The sequence below is a fragment of the Fibrivirga algicola genome (assembly GCF_011742925.1).
GTDB lineage: Bacteria > Bacteroidota > Bacteroidia > Cytophagales > Spirosomataceae > Fibrella > Fibrella algicola.
Genome location: NZ_WAEL01000004.1, coordinates 653449 through 670798, shown reverse-complemented (window position 1 = coordinate 670798; position 17350 = coordinate 653449). Strand labels below are relative to the sequence as shown.

Here is a 17350-nt window from a genome sequence, read left to right as displayed (position 1 = left end):
CAAAAGCGTTCTAAAACCCCGAAATTGAGTCAATTTCGGGGTTTTTTTGTAGGTTATTTTTATAAGATAAAATACAAGAGTAATTATCTGTCAATTATTTTAGATGAAATAGGAATGAAAAAGAAGATAGCCGACCAACCCTCTTTAGCTTCAATAAAGGAGAGAATTGCACAATTAGAAAAGTTGGCAGTAACAGAAGAACAAAGGTATAAACTAGCTGATTTTAAGGGTCATTTTGAAAAAATAAGCACGTTGCCTGATCGCTTTAATAATGCTTTTTCAAGTAGGGGATGGATTGCATATGATAGCCTTAATGAAAAAATTATGGAAAAAGCGTTGGCAATCTTAAAATCAGATGGTATTCATGACGCCGAAAAATGCTTAATAGGCTATTATAATAAAAATACGGTTGAGTTAGGAATAACAAGGTTGTGGGGAGTTGAAGTTTTTAGAGATAGGTTACGAATTATAAAACTTGCATATGAGGATTATGTATCAGGTAGATATCATGCTTGTATACCTGTATTGCTTATGATGATTGATGGTGTAGTATCTGATGCTGGAGATAATATAGGTTTTTTTGCTGAGAAATCAGATGTGACTAGCTGGGACTCTATAGTAGGACATGATACTGGACTTAGTTTAATCAAAGATCTATTCTATAAATCACGTCGTACTACATCCAAAAGCAAAATTACATTGCCATTTAGAAACGGTATACTTCACGGTCGAGATTTAGGCTACGCAAATGAAGAGGTTGCAGCAAAGTGCTGGGCATTGATGTTTTCAGTAAGAGACTTTTTGGCTGCTAAGCAGGATGAGGCTCACAGGAAAGAAGTGTATACAATAGAAAGTTTAAAAACCTTTGAAGACATTATTCGCGAGATAGAGATTTTAGATGAAAAGCTGTTAGAAGTTTGCTCCATGGACGAATTTAGAAGAAGTCCTGTTACTGTCGGAATAGATTATCCTGTTGCGGGGTTGCCAGATGAGTATCTAATCAATACTCCAGAACGAGTAGTTGCTGAATTTATTAGCCTTTGGAAGCAGAATAATTTTGGTCAAATGAGCCAGCTAATGTATCGGCCTGATCATATCTCTCAAGGGAAGATGGCTGGTAGAATAAAGGCTGTTTTTAAGGGTAAAAAAATAAGCCATTTTTCAATACAACGGAGTGAGGATCTGTCTTCTTGTAAGACGGATATTACACTTAAGTTAGGAATCTCATTTGAGGGTAACTCAGTACATGACTACGATTTGATTATGAGAGTTTTGTACTGTGAAGTAAATAGCACAGATCTTGTTGTAAATCCATCGAAGGTAGGAAAGTGGAAAATTGCTGAGAATTTTAGTTCAATTAGTCAAATTGGAACTCAACTTGAATGGTTAGAATAATTAGCTAAGCATGTTACATGAGGACAGATCGATAAATTATATACTGTATTTAGGAATCGAAGATTTGTAACTAATATTTATATCATTATTTTCCTAGAAGGTCTCTTTATTTCCGGTGTATTGTAAATGGTTAAGCTTAAAATTAATGTTAACAATTAAAATTTAGTCATTTTGTATTGAACCTGTTTCAATGATATAGTGCTTAAAGTATAGTAACCTGAACAGTTGTTGGAAATTACTTCTAGTAACAGTAACATAAATATTGACAACGCTTTGGCTTTTACAGACAATCAGCCAGAATAGTGCTAAACGATAGGAAACGATCCAATACATGGGCGGAAAAATAGTAGTACTCGTAGCCTTGTTACTCAGTAATATGACCGCTGTTTTCTCGCAGAATAGGGTGCCGCCAGTCAGGCAGGACGTTCCGCTGGATTCGATTCGGCTGAGCGATCCATTTATTCTGGCGGATACGAAGACCTCGACATACTACATGACCGGCACAGGAGGCATGCTCTGGAAAAGCAGCGACCTGAAAAAATGGACAGGCCCGTTCAACCCTGTCAAGACTGACCCTACGTCTTGGATGGGAAAAAACCCAATGATCTGGGCCGCCGAACTGCACGCCTACAAGGGCAAGTACTACTACTTTGCCACCTTCACCAATCGGGCCGTAAAAATTGATACCGTCGGCGAGAACGTTATCGAACGGCGGGCCAGTCATGTGCTGGTCAGCGACAGGCCCGAAGGTCCCTACGTACCCATGGCCGATCCAACGTACCTGCCTGCCAGCAAACCGACGTTGGATGGCACGTTTTGGGTCGATACAGATGGGAAGCCCTACATGGTGTACTGCTACGAATGGCTGCAAAACCTGAATGGCACCATTGAGAAAATAGAGCTGAAGCCCGATCTGAGCGGGTCGGTGGGGGAGGGTAAACTGCTGTTCCGGGCTAGTGACAGTCCGTGGAGCCGCCAAAAAGAGAAGGGTAAGGAGGGTCCGAATAAAGTGACAGACGGACCCTATCTATTTCAGACCGGAACCGGTCGGCTGGGCATGATCTGGACGAGCTGGATCTATGACGTCTATACGCAGGGGGTTGCCTATTCAAAAAGCGGCACGCTGGATGGCCCCTGGGTACAGGAAAACGACCCGATTACGCCCTCGAACTATGGCCACGGTATGCTCTTTCGCACACTGAACGGCAAGTGGCTGATGGTTCTGCACAGCCATAAAAGTATCAATGGACGTACCGTTCGGATTCCTCATTTCTTTGACGTAGATTTTTCAGGTAATAAGTTAGTCGTCGGGGCGCCGTACAACCCATAGGGGCTGATTTGACAGGCACAGTTCTGGAGAAATCAGGCCAGTATCCAGCGAAACTAACTTTCTTGTAGTGAATGGACAATAACCAACTGGGCACGAAGCCACATTATCAGCTGCTGGACGGGCTTCGGGGCGTAGCGGCCATTATCGTGGTAGTCTTTCACCTTGCCGAGCCACTGGCCAGTAGTCGCTTTACCAACGTTGTGAATCATGGTTACCTGGCCGTTGATTTCTTCTTTCTTCTGTCCGGCTTCGTTATAGGGTATGCCTACGACGACCGGTGGGATACCTTAACTTTTGGCGGCTTTATGCGGCGGCGGCTCGAGCGGCTGCACCCACTTGTCATCCTGGGCATGACGCTGGGTGCGATTAGTTTCTACGGTACCGACTCAACCATATGGCCGCTTATTCACACCGTTCCCCTGTGGAAACTGATCGTTGTGCTGCTGGTTGGCTATACGCTGATCCCCATCCCACTGTCTATGGACATTCGCGGCTGGCAGGAAATGCATCCGCTGAACAGCGTTGGCTGGTCTTTATTCTTCGAGTACGTAGTTAACATCCTTTACGCGATGGGGCTACGGAAACTGTCGACTAAAGCACTGTCCCTGTTTGTTATCCTGGCCGGGGCGTTGCTCCTGCATTTTGCGGTTACTTCCCCCAACGGCGACGTTGCCGGGGGCTGGACACTGAATGTTGAGCATATGCGCATTGGGATCACACGTACCTTATTTCCCTTTTTTGCCGGTTTGCTTTTATCGCGGGTGTCGCGGCCATCCCGTTTCAATCATGCGTTTCTGTGGTGTAGCCTGCTGGTTGCCGTTGTTCTGTTTATGCCGAGAATTGGCGGTGCAACTCATGGTTGGCTGAATGGGTTATATGACGCTTTCTGCATCATCGTTGTCTTTCCACTGATCATTTACATGGGCGCTAATGGCGTAGTGCATAACCAGACGGAAGCGAAAATTTGTCAATTCCTCGGGGCGCTATCATATCCCTTATACATGACCCATTATGTGCTCGTCTATTTTTACGTAGCCTGGGTCAGTAATCACAAAGGAATCACCATTGGACAGGCCTGGCCATACGCACTGCTCACATTTGCTGGCGCTATCGTGTTGGCCTACGCCAGCCTGAAGCTATACGATGAACCGGTAAGAGCCTGGTTGCGGAAAAAACTGGCATAGCACACAGGTACGTTGCTAATGTGGCGTCGCCCTACCCAAGCAACATGATGGTGCCAGTACACCAGTCAACCGGTTGCTGATGGAGACCAAAATCAGTGCCTCATCTTGTCCTGACACCAATATTACATGTTACCAGTAAGCTCAATTCGCTTCGTGTTGAGTCTTATTTATACTCAGGTGCTTTATTGGACACGTGCAGTCTTGTAGCTGAATCTATTACTCAATTTATGGATCGGGGATATATATATTTATTAAGTACAAATACTGTAAAATCAATTAGATAGAATACGGGTAAAATGTTAGCTAGTAGCCAGTAACAAGCAATAGTATGCTGGTGAGCCCAGGTGTCTGTATTAAGTAATTCAACGCTGAAATGTTCTATTTTAAATTAGAATTATTTAACAATTATTAAAATATTTTAATTAGAACCCCCAGTTTCATCTCTTATGTAGCTGAACCCGACTAGGGTTTACCCTAAACTATTAGTTCATGTTTATTAACCAACAACCATGAAGAACACTTTACAACGAGTATGTCCTAAGGCATTGATATTCCTGCTGAGCTGGATGCTGTGCTTGGGCGCTATGGCGCAGGATCGACGGATCACCGGCCAGATAAAAGACGAGCAGGGTTCTCCTCTGCCGGGCGTGAGTGTCGTGATCAAAGGCACAACACAGGGCACGACAACCGATGCCCAGGGAGGGTATTCGCTGGCCGTTCCCAACGCCAATTCAACCCTGGTTTTCTCTTTTGTGGGGTACACCGCTCAAGAGGTACTGGTTGGCAACCAAACCGCCATCAATCTATCGCTCCTCAATGATGATAAGGCGCTGGACGAGGTTGTAGTTATTGGTTACGGTACAACCCGGAAATCAGATTTAACCGGTGCTGTGGCGACGGTGAAGCAATCGCAACTGATGGAGCGTCCGGCTCCTTCGCTCAACCAGGCGCTGTCTGGCCGGATGCCCGGTGTGCAGGTTAATACCAACTCAGGTCGTCCCGGTGGCCGTACAACCGTTCGGATCCGGGGGTTCAGCTCGATCAACTCGTCGAATAACCCTTTGTATGTCGTCGACGGTGTGATGCTGCCGCAGGGGAACCAAAACCAGTTCAGCTCGGCCATTGATTACATCAACCCGAACGATATTGTGTCGGTTGAAGTACTGAAAGATGCCTCATCGACCGCTATTTACGGGGCTCGTGGCGCAAACGGCGTTATTCTGGTAACGACTAAGAAAGGCAAAGCAGGCGAAGGACAGATTACCTACAACTCTGATTTCAGCGTCAATACGATCGGCCCTAACCGCCCCCATACCCTCAACGCCCGCGAATACCTGGCCACTGAAGATCTGGCCTATGCAAACATCGCCAAGTTTGACCCGGCCGGCTGGGCGTCGGGCAAGTACGCTAACCTGGACCCTGTTGCCCGCCGCAAGCAGTTCAGCGCGGCGCATCCCGGTATCTTCGATGCCAACCTGAACCCACTCTACGACACCGACTGGTTCAAGGAGGCCACGCAGAACAAGCTGTCGCAAAACCATCAGCTGGGCTTCAGCGGTGGCAACGAACGTACCCAGTACTCGCTTTCATTAGGCTACCGGAATGATCAGGGCCTGATAAAAACGTCGTACATGAAACGCTATTCAACCCGGTTCACCATCGATGATCAGGTGAAAAAATGGTTGAAAGTTGGCGGTACACTCAGCTACAACAACCAGAGCGAAAACCTCGTCGATCAGAATGATGCGGTAGCCCGCCAAATGGTGGAAGACTTCCCGTTCCTGCCCGTACAATATCCTGATGGGTCTTATGCCAGTAACCGGGACTACCCAAGTGCTGAGGGCTCTTTCAGCTCAATTCACCGGCTGATGGACCGGCGTTTCATTCTGAACACGCAAACGTCGCTGGGTAGCCTGTACACGAACATCAACCTGGCTAAAGGGCTGGAGATGCGCACTGTATTGGGCGTAAACATCCTGACTCAGGAGAACAACGAGTCGCAGACGAGGACGCTGAATCCGGGTTCGTTTGGTAATGCTGCCGCCCGTAACCGGAAAGAGAGCTTCTGGTCGCTGGAGAATTACCTGACGTATAACAAGCAGATTGGTGAAGACCACCATATTACGGCACTGGCCGGTATCTCGTGGCAGGAAACCAACATTTTCAGTGTTGGTGCCACGGTGAACAACTTCGCAACTGATTACTTCGGCTACAATAACCTGGGGGCTGGTGCCACCAATCCACAGGTGTCGTCGGGAGCATCCCGGTTTGCGTTCAATTCGTACTTCGGCCGGATAAATTATAACTTCCTCGACAAGTACTTATTCACCGTAACGGGTCGGGCCGATGGCTCATCTAAATTCGGAGCTAACCACAAGTTCGCGTTCTTCCCCTCGGCGGCCCTGGCTTGGCGGGTATCGGAAGAGAGCTTCCTGAAGGGTAACTCAGTGATTTCGAACCTGAAACTGCGTACCAGCTACGGCCTCACGGGTAATTCAGAAATTCCGCCTTACTCATCGCTGGCGCTGCTCAGCTCGAACTACTCGACCATTTACAACGACACGCGCGTTGGTGGAACGGGTATCGATCGCCTGGCCAACCCCGACCTGCGTTGGGAAAAAACGGCGCAGACAGACGTTGGTCTGGAGCTCTCACTCTTTAAAGGACGGGTGTCGCTGGAAGCGGATTACTATTATCGTCTGACGACCGACATGCTGCTGGATGCACCTGTACCACGTACTAGTGGCTACGGCACCATTCGCCGGAACGTAGGGTCAATGCAGAACGCCGGTTTTGAGTTTGGCCTGAACACCACCAACTTCGATGGTACTGACTTCACCTGGAACACAACGTTCAATATCTCATTGAACCGTAATAAGGTGCTGTCGCTGGCTACGCCGTCTGACATCTTCAACGTAGGTGGCCCTAACTTCACCAACCCAACCAACATCATCCGCATCGGTGAGCCGGTGGGTTCGTTCTGGGGCCTGACGCGCCTGGGTGTGTGGAGCGAAGCCGAACGCGAAGAGGCGTCTAAGTTCGCCAGCTATCGGAACAACCTGACGCTGCTGCCTGGCGACATCAAGTACCTGGATGTAAACGGCGACAAGGCCATCACCGATGCCGACCGGAGTATCATTGGCAACGGCAGCCCAAAAGGATGGGGCGCACTGACCAACAGCTTCCGTTACAAGAAGTTCGACGCAACCATCGAGCTTCAGTTCATGTATGGCAACGATGTGATGCTGATGAACCTGCACGCCAGTGAAGACCGGCAGGCGCTGGCCAACAGCTACAGCTCAGTGCTGAACGCCTGGACACCCCAGAACCAGAACACGCCTATCGCGCAGATCCGCGAGACCCGGGCCGGGTATGTAACAAACGTTGATTCGCACTGGATCAAAGACGGATCGTTCCTGCGTGGCCGTAACTTCCTGATTGGCTACACCCTGCCTTCGCAGGTCACCAACCGGTTGAAAGTAAACCGGCTGCGTTTCTACGCAACCGCACAAAACGTGTTCCTGCTGGTGAAAGACCCTATCGTTGGCGATCCGGAAGTGACGCCAACCAACCAGGGTGATGGCAACAGTGCCTTCTCGCAGGGTATGATCTGGCACAATTACCCCAAGCCAACCACGTACCTGGTCGGTCTGCAGATTGGCCTCTAACACACGCAACTGACCTTTAAATCGACATTCGTTATGCGATCTACTTTAACAAATAAACTTTGGAAGGTGCTGCTGTGCGGCACTGTACTACTTGGTCCGTCTGGGTGCACCAACTTTCTGGATGAGATGGCGCCGTCCAATCTCACGAACGATAGCTTCTATACCATTCCCGATCATGCCGAAGCTGGGTTAGCGTCGGTCTACGCCAGCCTGCGGTTCATTGGCGATGGGGCCAATATCTTCTCGAACAACTGGCAGTTGCTGGAAGCACTGACGGGTACGTCGACTACAGAGACAGCCCAGAATTCAGACCTGAATAACCTGTACAGCCTCTCACACGATGGCAACACGATCCACGTAGTCAACTACTGGAACGGCTTGTACCGGGTGATTGCACAGGCCAACCAGGTGCTCGCCAAAGTACCGGCTATTACCCCCATGGATGCCGCTCAGAAGACCAAGATTCTGGGTGAAGCGCGTTTTCTGCGGGCATGGGCCTATTTCCAGGCCGTTCGGCTGTGGGGCGATGTGCCACTCGTAACAATGCCACAGACCGCAGCTTCTGAGGATTTTCAGCCGGCACGGGCTCCGCAGGAAGACGTGTATAAGCTGATCATTGAAGACCTGACGGCCGCTGAATCGGCGGGTCTTGCCTGGATGGACGTAAGTGGTCGGGTGAACCTGGCTGCCGTGAAATCGCAGTTGTCGCGGGTATACCTGACCATGGCCGGTTTCCCGCTCAACAAAGGGGCGTCGCACTATAAGCTGGCTGCCGACAAAGCGTTCGAGGTGATCAACTATGCCAATGCGAACCCGTCGGTGATCAACCTGTTTACGACCTACGAAGATGTACACCGGGAAAGCCAGGAGAACCGGACTGAACACCTGTTCCAATTGCAGTACAATGCAGTTGTGGCCTCGAACCCGATGGAAAACTTCTACGGTAACTTCAAGCCCATCAACTACAATGGGCCAACGGGTACGGGTAGCTCAGTACCGACTGCTTCCTTCTACAAGTCGTACGAAGCGGGCGATTTGCGGGCTAAAGACCAGGAGGGATACTTCTACACTACGTACTTTACCAATGGTACGGGGGCGCCGTTCAGCCTGGGAGCACCTTATGTGTTCAAGCACTTCAACCGCACGGCCAACGGCACATTCGGCGTTGCCGGTACGCGTTTGAATAACCTGAACGTACCCCAGATTCGGTTTGCCGAAACGCTGTTGATCTATGCCGAAGCTCAGAACGAACTGGGTGCGCCAACCCAGGCGGCTTACGACGCTATGAAGCGCATTAGAGACCGGGCTAAGTTGACCACGCCGGCGCTGGGTACGTTCTCGCAGGCAACCTTTCGCGAGGCGGTGTGGCGCGAACGCTGGCACGAGCTGTGTTATGAGCAGATTACCTGGTTTGATATGATTCGGTTGCGCAAAGTCTACAACGAAACCACCAATGGCTTCGACAATTTTGTGGGCCACGTAAACCTGAACACCAACAAGGCACTGGAAGCGAAACACCTGCTGCTGCCATTGCCTAAGCAGGAGATGTTGAACAACCCGAAGTTGACCCCACAAAACCCGGGTTATCCTAGCTGATTATAAGACTGTTGTAGATATCTGTGCAAACCCCGGTAGCTTCCCGCTATCGGGGTTTTTGCGTACCTTCGTTGCCTCCGAAACGACTTAACTAGCAGTCTAATGGCAATGATTAAACTCACCATCAACAACCAGCCCCACTCGCTCGACGTTGACCCGGATATGCCACTTTTGTGGGCGATCCGCGACGTCGTCGGCCTGACGGGTACCAAATTTGGCTGCGGCATTGCTCAGTGCGGCGCCTGTACCGTTCACCTCGACGGCTCGCCTGTTCGTTCGTGCAGCTTACCGGTATCAGCTGTAGCCGGTCAGAAGATTACGACCATCGAAGGCATCTCAAAACACGTTGATCACCCCGTGCAGAAAGCCTGGATCGAACACCAGGTGCCGCAGTGCGGCTACTGCCAGTCGGGGCAGATTATGTCGGCGGTGGCGCTGTTGAAGCAGAACCCCAAGCCAACCGATGCCGATATCGCCGCAGCCATGCAGGGCAACATCTGCCGTTGCGGTACCTACGTCCGAATCAGACAGGCCATTCATTCGGCCTCAGCCGAGATCAGCGCCGCCCCTAAAGTGAAGAACGCGTCTAAACTAGGAAAACGATGAGCGCAGACAACCTATTGATCGCCAACCGGCGCGATTTCCTGAAAACGCTTGGCCTGGCGGGCGGCGCACTAGTGCTCGGTATTTCGTCGGCCAACGCTGGCGTACCCGGTACGGCTGTCGGCGGTATCCTAAACATTAACGCTGCACCCGTTGGTGCTGAACTGACGCCCTATGTTATCATCGAGAAATCGGTGGGTAGCGCGCCCGGAAAAATTACGATCATGAACCCCCAGCCCGATATGGGCCAGGGTACATTCCAATCAGTTCCGGCACTTATCGCCGAAGAACTCGGGGTGGGGCTGAGTCAGGTGACGATCCTGCAAACGGGAGGCGAAGAAGCATATGGCGGCCAGATTTCGGGCGGTAGCTCGTCGGTTCGGGGCCGCTACATGGCTCTTCGGAAAGTGGGCGCGTCGGCCCGTGAAATGCTTGTGACCGCTGCCAGCCAGCAATGGAACGTACCTGCCGGAGAATGTATCGTAGCCAACGCGCAGGTGCATCACAAAGCGTCGGGACGAAGCATCGGCTACGGCAACCTAATCGAGGTGGCGTCGAAATTGCCTGTACCGACCAATCCGACGCTGAAAGACCCCAAAGACTTTACTATTCTGGGCAAACCGGCGCAACGGCCCGAAGTGCCCGCCAAATCGTCAGGTAAGGCGCAATTCGGGATCGACGTCAAGGTGCCCGGCATGCTCTACGCCTCGGTCGAACGCAGCCCCGTCATTGGTAGTAAACTGGTGAGTTTCGACGATACGAAAACAAAGCAGGTGAAAGGCGTTCGGCAGGTAGTGAAAGCAACCCGCGTACTCGAAGAAAACAAGTATGACGGTGTCGCCGTGGTGGCCGATACTTACTGGGCCGCACTGAAAGGCCGTCGGGCGCTGGCCGTAAAGTGGGATCATCAGGGTCTCGATGCCTTCAACACGGTTGCCTACGAGCAGAAACTACGCGAACTGGCCAAACAGGACGGTGTCGTTGACCATACCGCTGGTGACTTCGGGAAAGCACTTGCCGAAGCCGCCACGAAACTCGATGCGTTTTACGAAACGCCGATGGTGAGTCACTCGCCCATGGAACCAATGAACTGTGTGGTGAACTGGCCCACGACCGACACCGTCGAGATCTGGACGTCGTCGCAGGCACCAGACTGGATCAAGTCGAAGATGGCCGATGAGTTCAAGATCAAACCGGCCGACGTGAAGGTGAACATCACGTTCAACGGAGGTGGCTTTGGCCGTCGGTTATTCCAGGATTTTGTGCTCGAAGCAGCCCATATCGCCAAGTCGGTGGGTAAGCCGGTAAAAGTGGTCTGGACGCGTGAAGACGATACGCAGCTTGGTCCCTTCCGACCCATGACGTTCTCGGCCATGCGCGCCGGACTCGACGCCAACGGGAAGCCAACGGCCTTCCAGCATAAAGTGATTTCGCCATCGATCGATGCCACGCTGGGTCGAAGTCACGATGCGGCCAAGCCCGACAAAACCATGACGGAGGGCATCAGCGAGCAGAAATACGAAATTCCCAACGTCGACAACCGCTACGTCTTCGCCGATTTGCAGGTGCCAACGGGCTATTGGCGGGCGGTAACCAGCACAACGGTGGCGTTTCCGCACGAGTGTTTCATCGATGAGATGGCGCACCAGGCAAAGCAGGACCCAATGGATTACCGGATGGCGATGCTGACGAAGGAGTCGGACACGAAGAAAGTGCTGGCCAAACTCCGCGAGGTATCAAACTGGGATAAGCCGCTTCCGGCCGGAAAAGGTCGTGGCGTGGCCCAGTGGGAGTTCTTCGCTGGTTTAGCAGGCCAGGTAGTCGAAGTGTCGAAGCAAACAGACGGCTCGGTGAAAGTCGACAAGGTATACTGCGTCATTGATCTCGGCACGGTAGTTAACCCCGACATGGTACGCAACCAGGTGGAAGGCGCTATCTGTATGGGACTGGTGGCCGCAACGAAACAGGGAATCACGTTTGCCAACGGCCAGGCTCAGCAGACCAATTTCGATACCAACCAGATGCTGCGGATCAACGAAATGCCAGTCGTCGAGGTGCACATCCTCGCCGATGGCGGCAACACGATCAAGGGCGTAGGCGAACCCGGTTTACCACCGCTCGCCCCTGCGCTGTCCAATGCCGTTTTCGCTGCTACTGGTAAACGCCTCCGCCGATTGCCATTTGACTTAGCGGCGGTGTAAGAAAGGGAGTAAGGGGAAGAAAGGGCCGAGGGGGAGGCTTACGCATCAGTAGTGCTGGCGCGTAAGCCTCCCCCTCGGCCCTTTCTTCCCCTTACTCCCTTTTTCTTTTACTTTTGCCCCCATGAATTATTGGTTAGTCAAGTCCGAGCCGGATACCTACGGCTGGCATCATTTCACCGAGCAGGGCCGCGCTACCTGGGATGGTGTGCGTAACTACCAGGCCCGAAACAACCTGCAGGCCATGCGCGAAGGTGATCAGGTGCTGTTTTATCACAGCGTAACAAACCCCGCCGTAGTGGGCTTAGCCAAAGTTGTTTGCGAAGCTTATCCTGACCCCACCGCAGATCCGCAACCCAACGGCAAGTCAACACCCTGGTGCGTGGTTGAACTGGAGCCAACGCTGGCCTTCGCGAACGCCGTACCGCTGGCCCGGATCAAGTCCGAGCCCATGCTGGCCAACATCGCCCTCATTAAACAATCCCGCCTCTCGGTGATGCCCATCAAACCCGACGAGTTTGATCTGATTGTTAAAATGGGGAATAACTAAGTTTGTCATTTGCTGTTTGCTATTTGTGATTGCGCTGCTACTGGAACGAGGCGTTACCGGGCAGCGCAACCACAAATGACAAACGACAAACCAGTCACCACACTTCATGCCCGTCCTGCAACCGATACTGAATCTTGTTGAGTTACTACACCAGAAAGGCCTGCGCGATGTGGTAGTGTCGCCGGGATCGCGGTCGGCACCGCTGACTATTGCGGTAGCCCGGCATCCCGGTTTGCGGGTACGTGTGGTGCCCGACGAGCGAGCGGCGGGCTTTACGGCTCTGGGCATGGCGCAGCAGACACAAACGCCGGTGGCTTTGATCTGTACGTCGGGCAGTGCGGTGTATAACCTGAGTCCGGCGGTGGCCGAGGCGTATTTTCAGCAGGTTCCCTTGCTGTTGCTGACCGCCGACCGTCCGCATGAATGGCTGCACCAGCAGGATGGCCAAACGATCGATCAGGCCAATATATTTGGTACGCACGTCAAGCGGAGTTACGACCTGCCCGCCGACTATAGCCATGCTGATGCCCGTTGGTTTATTGAACGAACCATCAACGAAGCATTTGACCTGAGCCGCCTCGGGGCGCCCGGGCCGGTGCATATGAACGTACCCCTGCGCGAACCGTTCTACCCCAAACCCGACGACGTATACCGCCCTGAACGGGGGCGGGTGATTGAGCAACTCCCTGTACTGCCGCAACTGGCACCCGATACGTGGCACCGGCTGTTGACCGACTGGGAGCGCGCAGAACGCAAACTGATTCTGGTGGGGCAAACAACCTACCAGCCAGCCCTGCAGCAGGTGCTGGCGCAAATTGGCCGGGAACTGAACGTACCTGTGGTTGGGGAGATCATCAGCAATCTGGGACGCGGTGAATTCTTCATTAGCCAGTCAGACACGATCCTGGGGCAACCCGATGAAGAGGAACTGCAAAACCTGCGGCCTGATTTGCTCATTACCCTGGGCAACTCCTTCCTGACGCGAAACCTGAAAACATACTTTCGGCGGTACCCGGCCGTTCAGCACTGGCACATTCAACCCCACGGCGACCGGCTGATCGATTCGTTTCAGTCGCTGACTACGCGGATCCCCGTCAAGCCTGTTTCGTTTTTTCAGAAACTATTTGCAGACCTCGATTACCAGCATTTCCGCGAAGGCATTGAGGAAGATGACGAAGGGGCCGACTACCTGACTGCCTGGCAAGCCGCCGAACAGGCCGCGCGGCGGGTAGTAGCCCAGTCGCTCCGTGAATCGCCCTTTACCGACTGGGTGGCTACACAGGCTATTCTCGACGCACTACCGGCAAAATCGCACCTGCACCTGGCCAACAGTATGCCGGTTCGCTACGCCAATATGTGTGGCCTGGAAGCCAGTCAGGAAATTCAGGTATGGGCCAACCGGGGAACCAGTGGCATCGATGGGACATTGAGTACAGCTGTAGGTGCTGCTCTGCGGACGGACGCAATCGTCACTGTGCTGATCGGGGATGTGTCGTTTTTCTACGACCGGAATGGCCTTTGGCAACAGGCGTTACCCGCTAACCTGCGCATTGTGCTGCTCAATAATTCAGCGGGGCACATCTTCCGAATCATCGACGGGCCATCGCAGCAGCCCGAACTGGAAACGTTCTTTGAGACGCCGCATCAACTCACCGCCGAACGTACCTGCGCCGATTTTGGCCTCGGCTACACCCAGGTAGCAGACCTGGGTACGTTAGGTACCGCACTGGGTACGTTCTTCGACCCGGCTGACCTGCCTAAACTGCTTGAAATTACAACAGACAAGTACGCAAATACAGACGCGTTCAAAGCCTATAAGCAGCGATTGTAACGAAAAAAGCTTCGCTGTCGAACAGAACGACCAGCGAAGCTTTCAGTATACCATTTTTATGGCTTGCTACCTTAGTTCATCTTTTTGTCCATGGCCGTAACCATGTCGAGATGCATTTGCAGGGTGGGCAACGTCTTGGTCGCAAATTCCCTGATCGACGGGTCTTTGGCGTCTTTAGCTGCTTCTTTGAACTCCTTCACATCTTCTTCATGATCGTCTTTCATGTAGCTGATGTATTTTTTGTCGAACTCGGCACCCGATAACTTACGCATGTCGTCGATGTCTTTTTGCTTATCAGCCCCCGGCGTCGATGGAATTGTAATGTTTTTCAACGCGGCTAGTGCTTTCAATTCAGCATTGGCTTTCTCGTGGTCGGTAACCATCTGAGCACCGAACTTTTTCACTTCAGCACTTTGCCCTTTCTCCTGCGCAATTTTGCCCAGTTCTACTTCGAGCAGGCCGCCGCTAGCTGCTTTTACTGCAAATTCGCTGTCGTCATCCTCAGCGCCTGTACCCTGTTCTTCTTTGTTTTCGTTGGCGTTCTCCGCATTTTCGACGCTATCGTTAGTCGTCTTTTTTTCGCTGTTGCAAGCCTGGAATGTTAGGCAGCTGATGGCCAGCATAACCAGCATTGATGTCTTTTTCATAACGAGTTGAGTGATTTAATGAAACGCTCTTTTCGTCATAAACTGCCTGCCTGTCAGTATGTTTAAGCAACACCAAATTGTGGCGTATACCGCATAAAAAAAGCAGCCTCTACCAGGAGGCTGCTTTTTCGTAGAACGAAGTGGAAGTTACAACTTACAATCGTCCAGAATCTTCTCGTTATTCTTGATATAAGCGTCATCACCAGCTTTTTTGGCCAGATCGAGCGACATCTGTGCATCAGCGCGGGCGGCTTTGCAATTGCCCAGTTTTGCCTCAATTTTGGCCCGGAGGTGGTAAGTATAATATTCCGTGCTCCGCTCAACCACCTTGTTGGCCCAAACCAACGCCTGCTTCAGGTCGCGGTTGGTATCGAGGTAGTAATTGGCGGCCCCAAAAAAGGTATCAGTCGACGCCGTTGGTGAGGCTGTTTTCTCTTTGATCTGCGCCATTACCCGGTTGTCGGCGTCATTTGAAATAGGCAGGCGGGCCACCAGTTCATCCCAACGTACCTGAAGCGTTGCCGACGTAGGGGTGATGTCGACAAACTCAAACGTCAGCGTTTCGGTCTTCATAATCGATCGCTCTGGCCGGACCACCAGCCGGATTACGTCATTTACTTCCTTGTAATCGTACGCTCCCCAGGCTTTCGCGTCTTTGTTGATAATAAAGGTGAACGAGTCGGTGTTGGGAATCGAATAGAGGCCATACGTACCCGCCGACAATGCCTTGCCGTTGAGGGTCATGGTTTCAGACAGCGTGATGTTGGTAATCTTGTTGGCTCCGGTGCGCCACACTTTTCCGTAGGGAACGCGGTCGCCAAACATGGTCCGGCCTTTTAGCGAAGGCCGGCCATAGTCCACCGAAACAGTGCCCAGCCCTACCTGTTGAATAACGGTGGCAGAGGGACTGGCGGCGGGTAAATCGATCTGGGCATAGCCCACTGTCAGGCAAGTCGACAGAAGTGTGGTGAGAATGAGTTTGTACATGGTAGATTCGATAATAACAGACAGCAAGTTTACGACGAATATTAACAAAAAAAGCCCGGCTAACCGGGCTTTGACAAGACGATAGACTAGTAGGTTTAATCAGCGCCGATTTTATTTTCAGCGCATCGTTTACCAGTCGGATATAAGCAGGAAAAAAGCTTGTCTGGGTAAAACTAGGCGGTATCGCCAGTCGTGCGAATCAGGCTGATACCGGTGAAAAAGAAGATTCCACCTAAAACCAGGTACACCAGGGAGGCCTGCGCTACGCCGCCTGCCATGAGGTCTTTACCGCCAAGAATAAGGCCAACCAGGCCAAGAAGTGTCAGGATGACGCCGAAAACTCGTTTGATATTCATACGTTGAGTGATTGATATAGGATGAAACTGAAGGTGAAACAGCGAAGTACACAATCTGTTTACTATTCAGGCTAAGTCCTAGTAACTGGTTCAACGTATGATGCAGGTTATCAACGCGGCAACGTATAACTAATTGGCCTGTACAGTATAAATCGGAGTTTCGGCAAAACGAGAAGCGACGATGAGTTCGGTATTGTCCATGTGCGGGAGAAACAGATCGCGGGCGACTACCGGGCTATTGTTATCTTTCGAAAGGTGCGCCAGCAGCACGTGGCTCATAAACGGTGGTTTGTGCGCTTTCAGCAACGCCAGCGCCTGCTGATTCGACAAGTGCCCCTGATCGCCCCGGATTCGCTGTTTCAAAAAGGCAGGGTATCGGCCGTTGGCCAGCAAATCTTCGTCATAATTGGCCTCCAGAAATACCGCGTGGCATTGACTGAAATGCCGAACAACGTGGTCGCAGGCGGTGCCGATATCGGTGAAAACGCCCACTTTCGTTTCTTGCCCCTCAACCAGAAAACTGTGAGGATCAACGGCGTCGTGCTGTTTCGGAAATGCCGTGACGCGTAACTCACCTACCTCGACGGGCTCATAGGTGGTCAGCACCCGAAGCGGAAAGCGAGCGGGCAGGAGGCGGGTCGAGCGCAGGGTTTGAGCCGTGATATATACCGGAATCTGGTATTTTCCCGACAGTTGGGCTAGTCCGCTGATGTGATCGCTGTGTTCATGCGAGACGAAAATGGCCTTCACCGAGTGCAGAGAGAGGCCCAGGCGCTGCATCCGTACCTCCGTTTGCCGGCACGATAAGCCAGCGTCGATCAGCACGGCTTCCTGGTCATTGCCAACATAATAGCAGTTGCCGTTACTGCCAGAATTCAACGAGGTAATGTAAAGGGGCATAGGGTCGTACTAAAAAAGGCTATTTAGTTGAAAGGTCGGCTGGCGTAACCAGGCAACCCTCCGACTAAATAGCCAAGAATTACTCGAATTCGTTCGCTGAAAAAC

Annotated in this window: 13 protein-coding genes; 9 read left to right on the top strand and 4 right to left on the bottom strand. The window is 51.7% G+C overall.

Going from position 1 to position 17350, the window contains the following annotated elements:
* From F7231_RS14155 to menD, 9 genes are all read left to right on the top strand, one after another.
* Nucleotides 1–1395, top strand: a 1395-nt coding sequence (locus F7231_RS14155) for an NTF2-like N-terminal transpeptidase domain-containing protein (RefSeq protein ID WP_208295601.1), incomplete at its 5' end; no start/stop codon positions are given.
* Between the two features lie 376 nt (nt 1396–1771).
* Complete coding sequence (locus F7231_RS14150; RefSeq protein ID WP_229369918.1) at nt 1772–2725, top strand: glycoside hydrolase family 43 protein; 954 nt, start codon at nt 1772–1774, stop codon at nt 2723–2725.
* Between the two features lie 71 nt (nt 2726–2796).
* Nucleotides 2797–3909, top strand: coding sequence for an acyltransferase family protein (locus F7231_RS14145; RefSeq protein ID WP_166692335.1), 1113 nt, complete (start codon nt 2797–2799; stop codon nt 3907–3909).
* Nucleotides 3910–4475: 566 nt separating this feature from the next.
* Nucleotides 4476–7577, top strand: a complete 3102-nt coding sequence (locus tag F7231_RS14140) for a SusC/RagA family TonB-linked outer membrane protein (RefSeq protein ID WP_229369952.1) — start codon at nt 4476–4478, stop codon at nt 7575–7577.
* A gap of 33 nt (nt 7578–7610) precedes the next feature.
* Complete coding sequence (locus F7231_RS14135; RefSeq protein WP_166692333.1) at nt 7611–9173, top strand: RagB/SusD family nutrient uptake outer membrane protein; 1563 nt, start codon at nt 7611–7613, stop codon at nt 9171–9173.
* Nucleotides 9174–9275: 102 nt separating this feature from the next.
* The gene (locus F7231_RS14130; RefSeq protein WP_166692332.1) at nt 9276–9779 is read left to right on the top strand and encodes a (2Fe-2S)-binding protein; all 504 of its coding nucleotides are present in this window, start codon (nt 9276–9278) and stop codon (nt 9777–9779) included.
* On the top strand, nt 9776–11977 hold the full coding sequence (locus F7231_RS14125; protein WP_166692331.1) for a xanthine dehydrogenase family protein molybdopterin-binding subunit: 2202 nt from the start codon (nt 9776–9778) through the stop codon (nt 11975–11977). Before F7231_RS14130 ends, F7231_RS14125 begins: the two co-directional genes overlap by 4 nt.
* 121 nt (nt 11978–12098) lie before the next feature.
* Entirely contained in the window at nt 12099–12524 is a 426-nt protein-coding gene (locus tag F7231_RS14120) for an EVE domain-containing protein (protein ID WP_166692330.1), read from the top strand.
* Between the two features lie 106 nt (nt 12525–12630).
* A complete protein-coding gene (menD, locus tag F7231_RS14115) occupies nt 12631–14355 on the top strand; it encodes a 2-succinyl-5-enolpyruvyl-6-hydroxy-3-cyclohexene-1-carboxylic-acid synthase (RefSeq protein ID WP_166692329.1) in 1725 nt (574 codons plus the stop codon).
* 71 nt (nt 14356–14426) lie between these two features.
* On the opposite strand, the gene F7231_RS14110 is transcribed toward menD, so the two are convergent.
* The 4 genes from F7231_RS14110 to F7231_RS14095 form a co-directional block, all read right to left on the bottom strand.
* A complete protein-coding gene (locus F7231_RS14110) occupies nt 14427–15002 on the bottom strand; it encodes a DUF4142 domain-containing protein (RefSeq protein ID WP_166692328.1) in 576 nt (191 codons plus the stop codon).
* A gap of 147 nt (nt 15003–15149) precedes the next feature.
* Nucleotides 15150–15989 (bottom strand): DUF2911 domain-containing protein, encoded by an 840-nt coding sequence (locus tag F7231_RS14105; RefSeq protein WP_085413275.1) that lies wholly within the window; start codon nt 15987–15989, stop codon nt 15150–15152.
* A gap of 173 nt (nt 15990–16162) precedes the next feature.
* Nucleotides 16163–16345, bottom strand: coding sequence for a hypothetical protein (locus F7231_RS14100; RefSeq protein ID WP_085413276.1), 183 nt, complete (start codon nt 16343–16345; stop codon nt 16163–16165).
* A 129-nt stretch (nt 16346–16474) separates the two neighbouring features.
* Nucleotides 16475–17245: an MBL fold metallo-hydrolase gene (locus F7231_RS14095; RefSeq protein WP_085413277.1), complete on the bottom strand. Its 771-nt coding sequence runs from the start codon at nt 17243–17245 to the stop codon at nt 16475–16477.
* Nucleotides 17246–17350 lie beyond the last annotated feature (105 nt).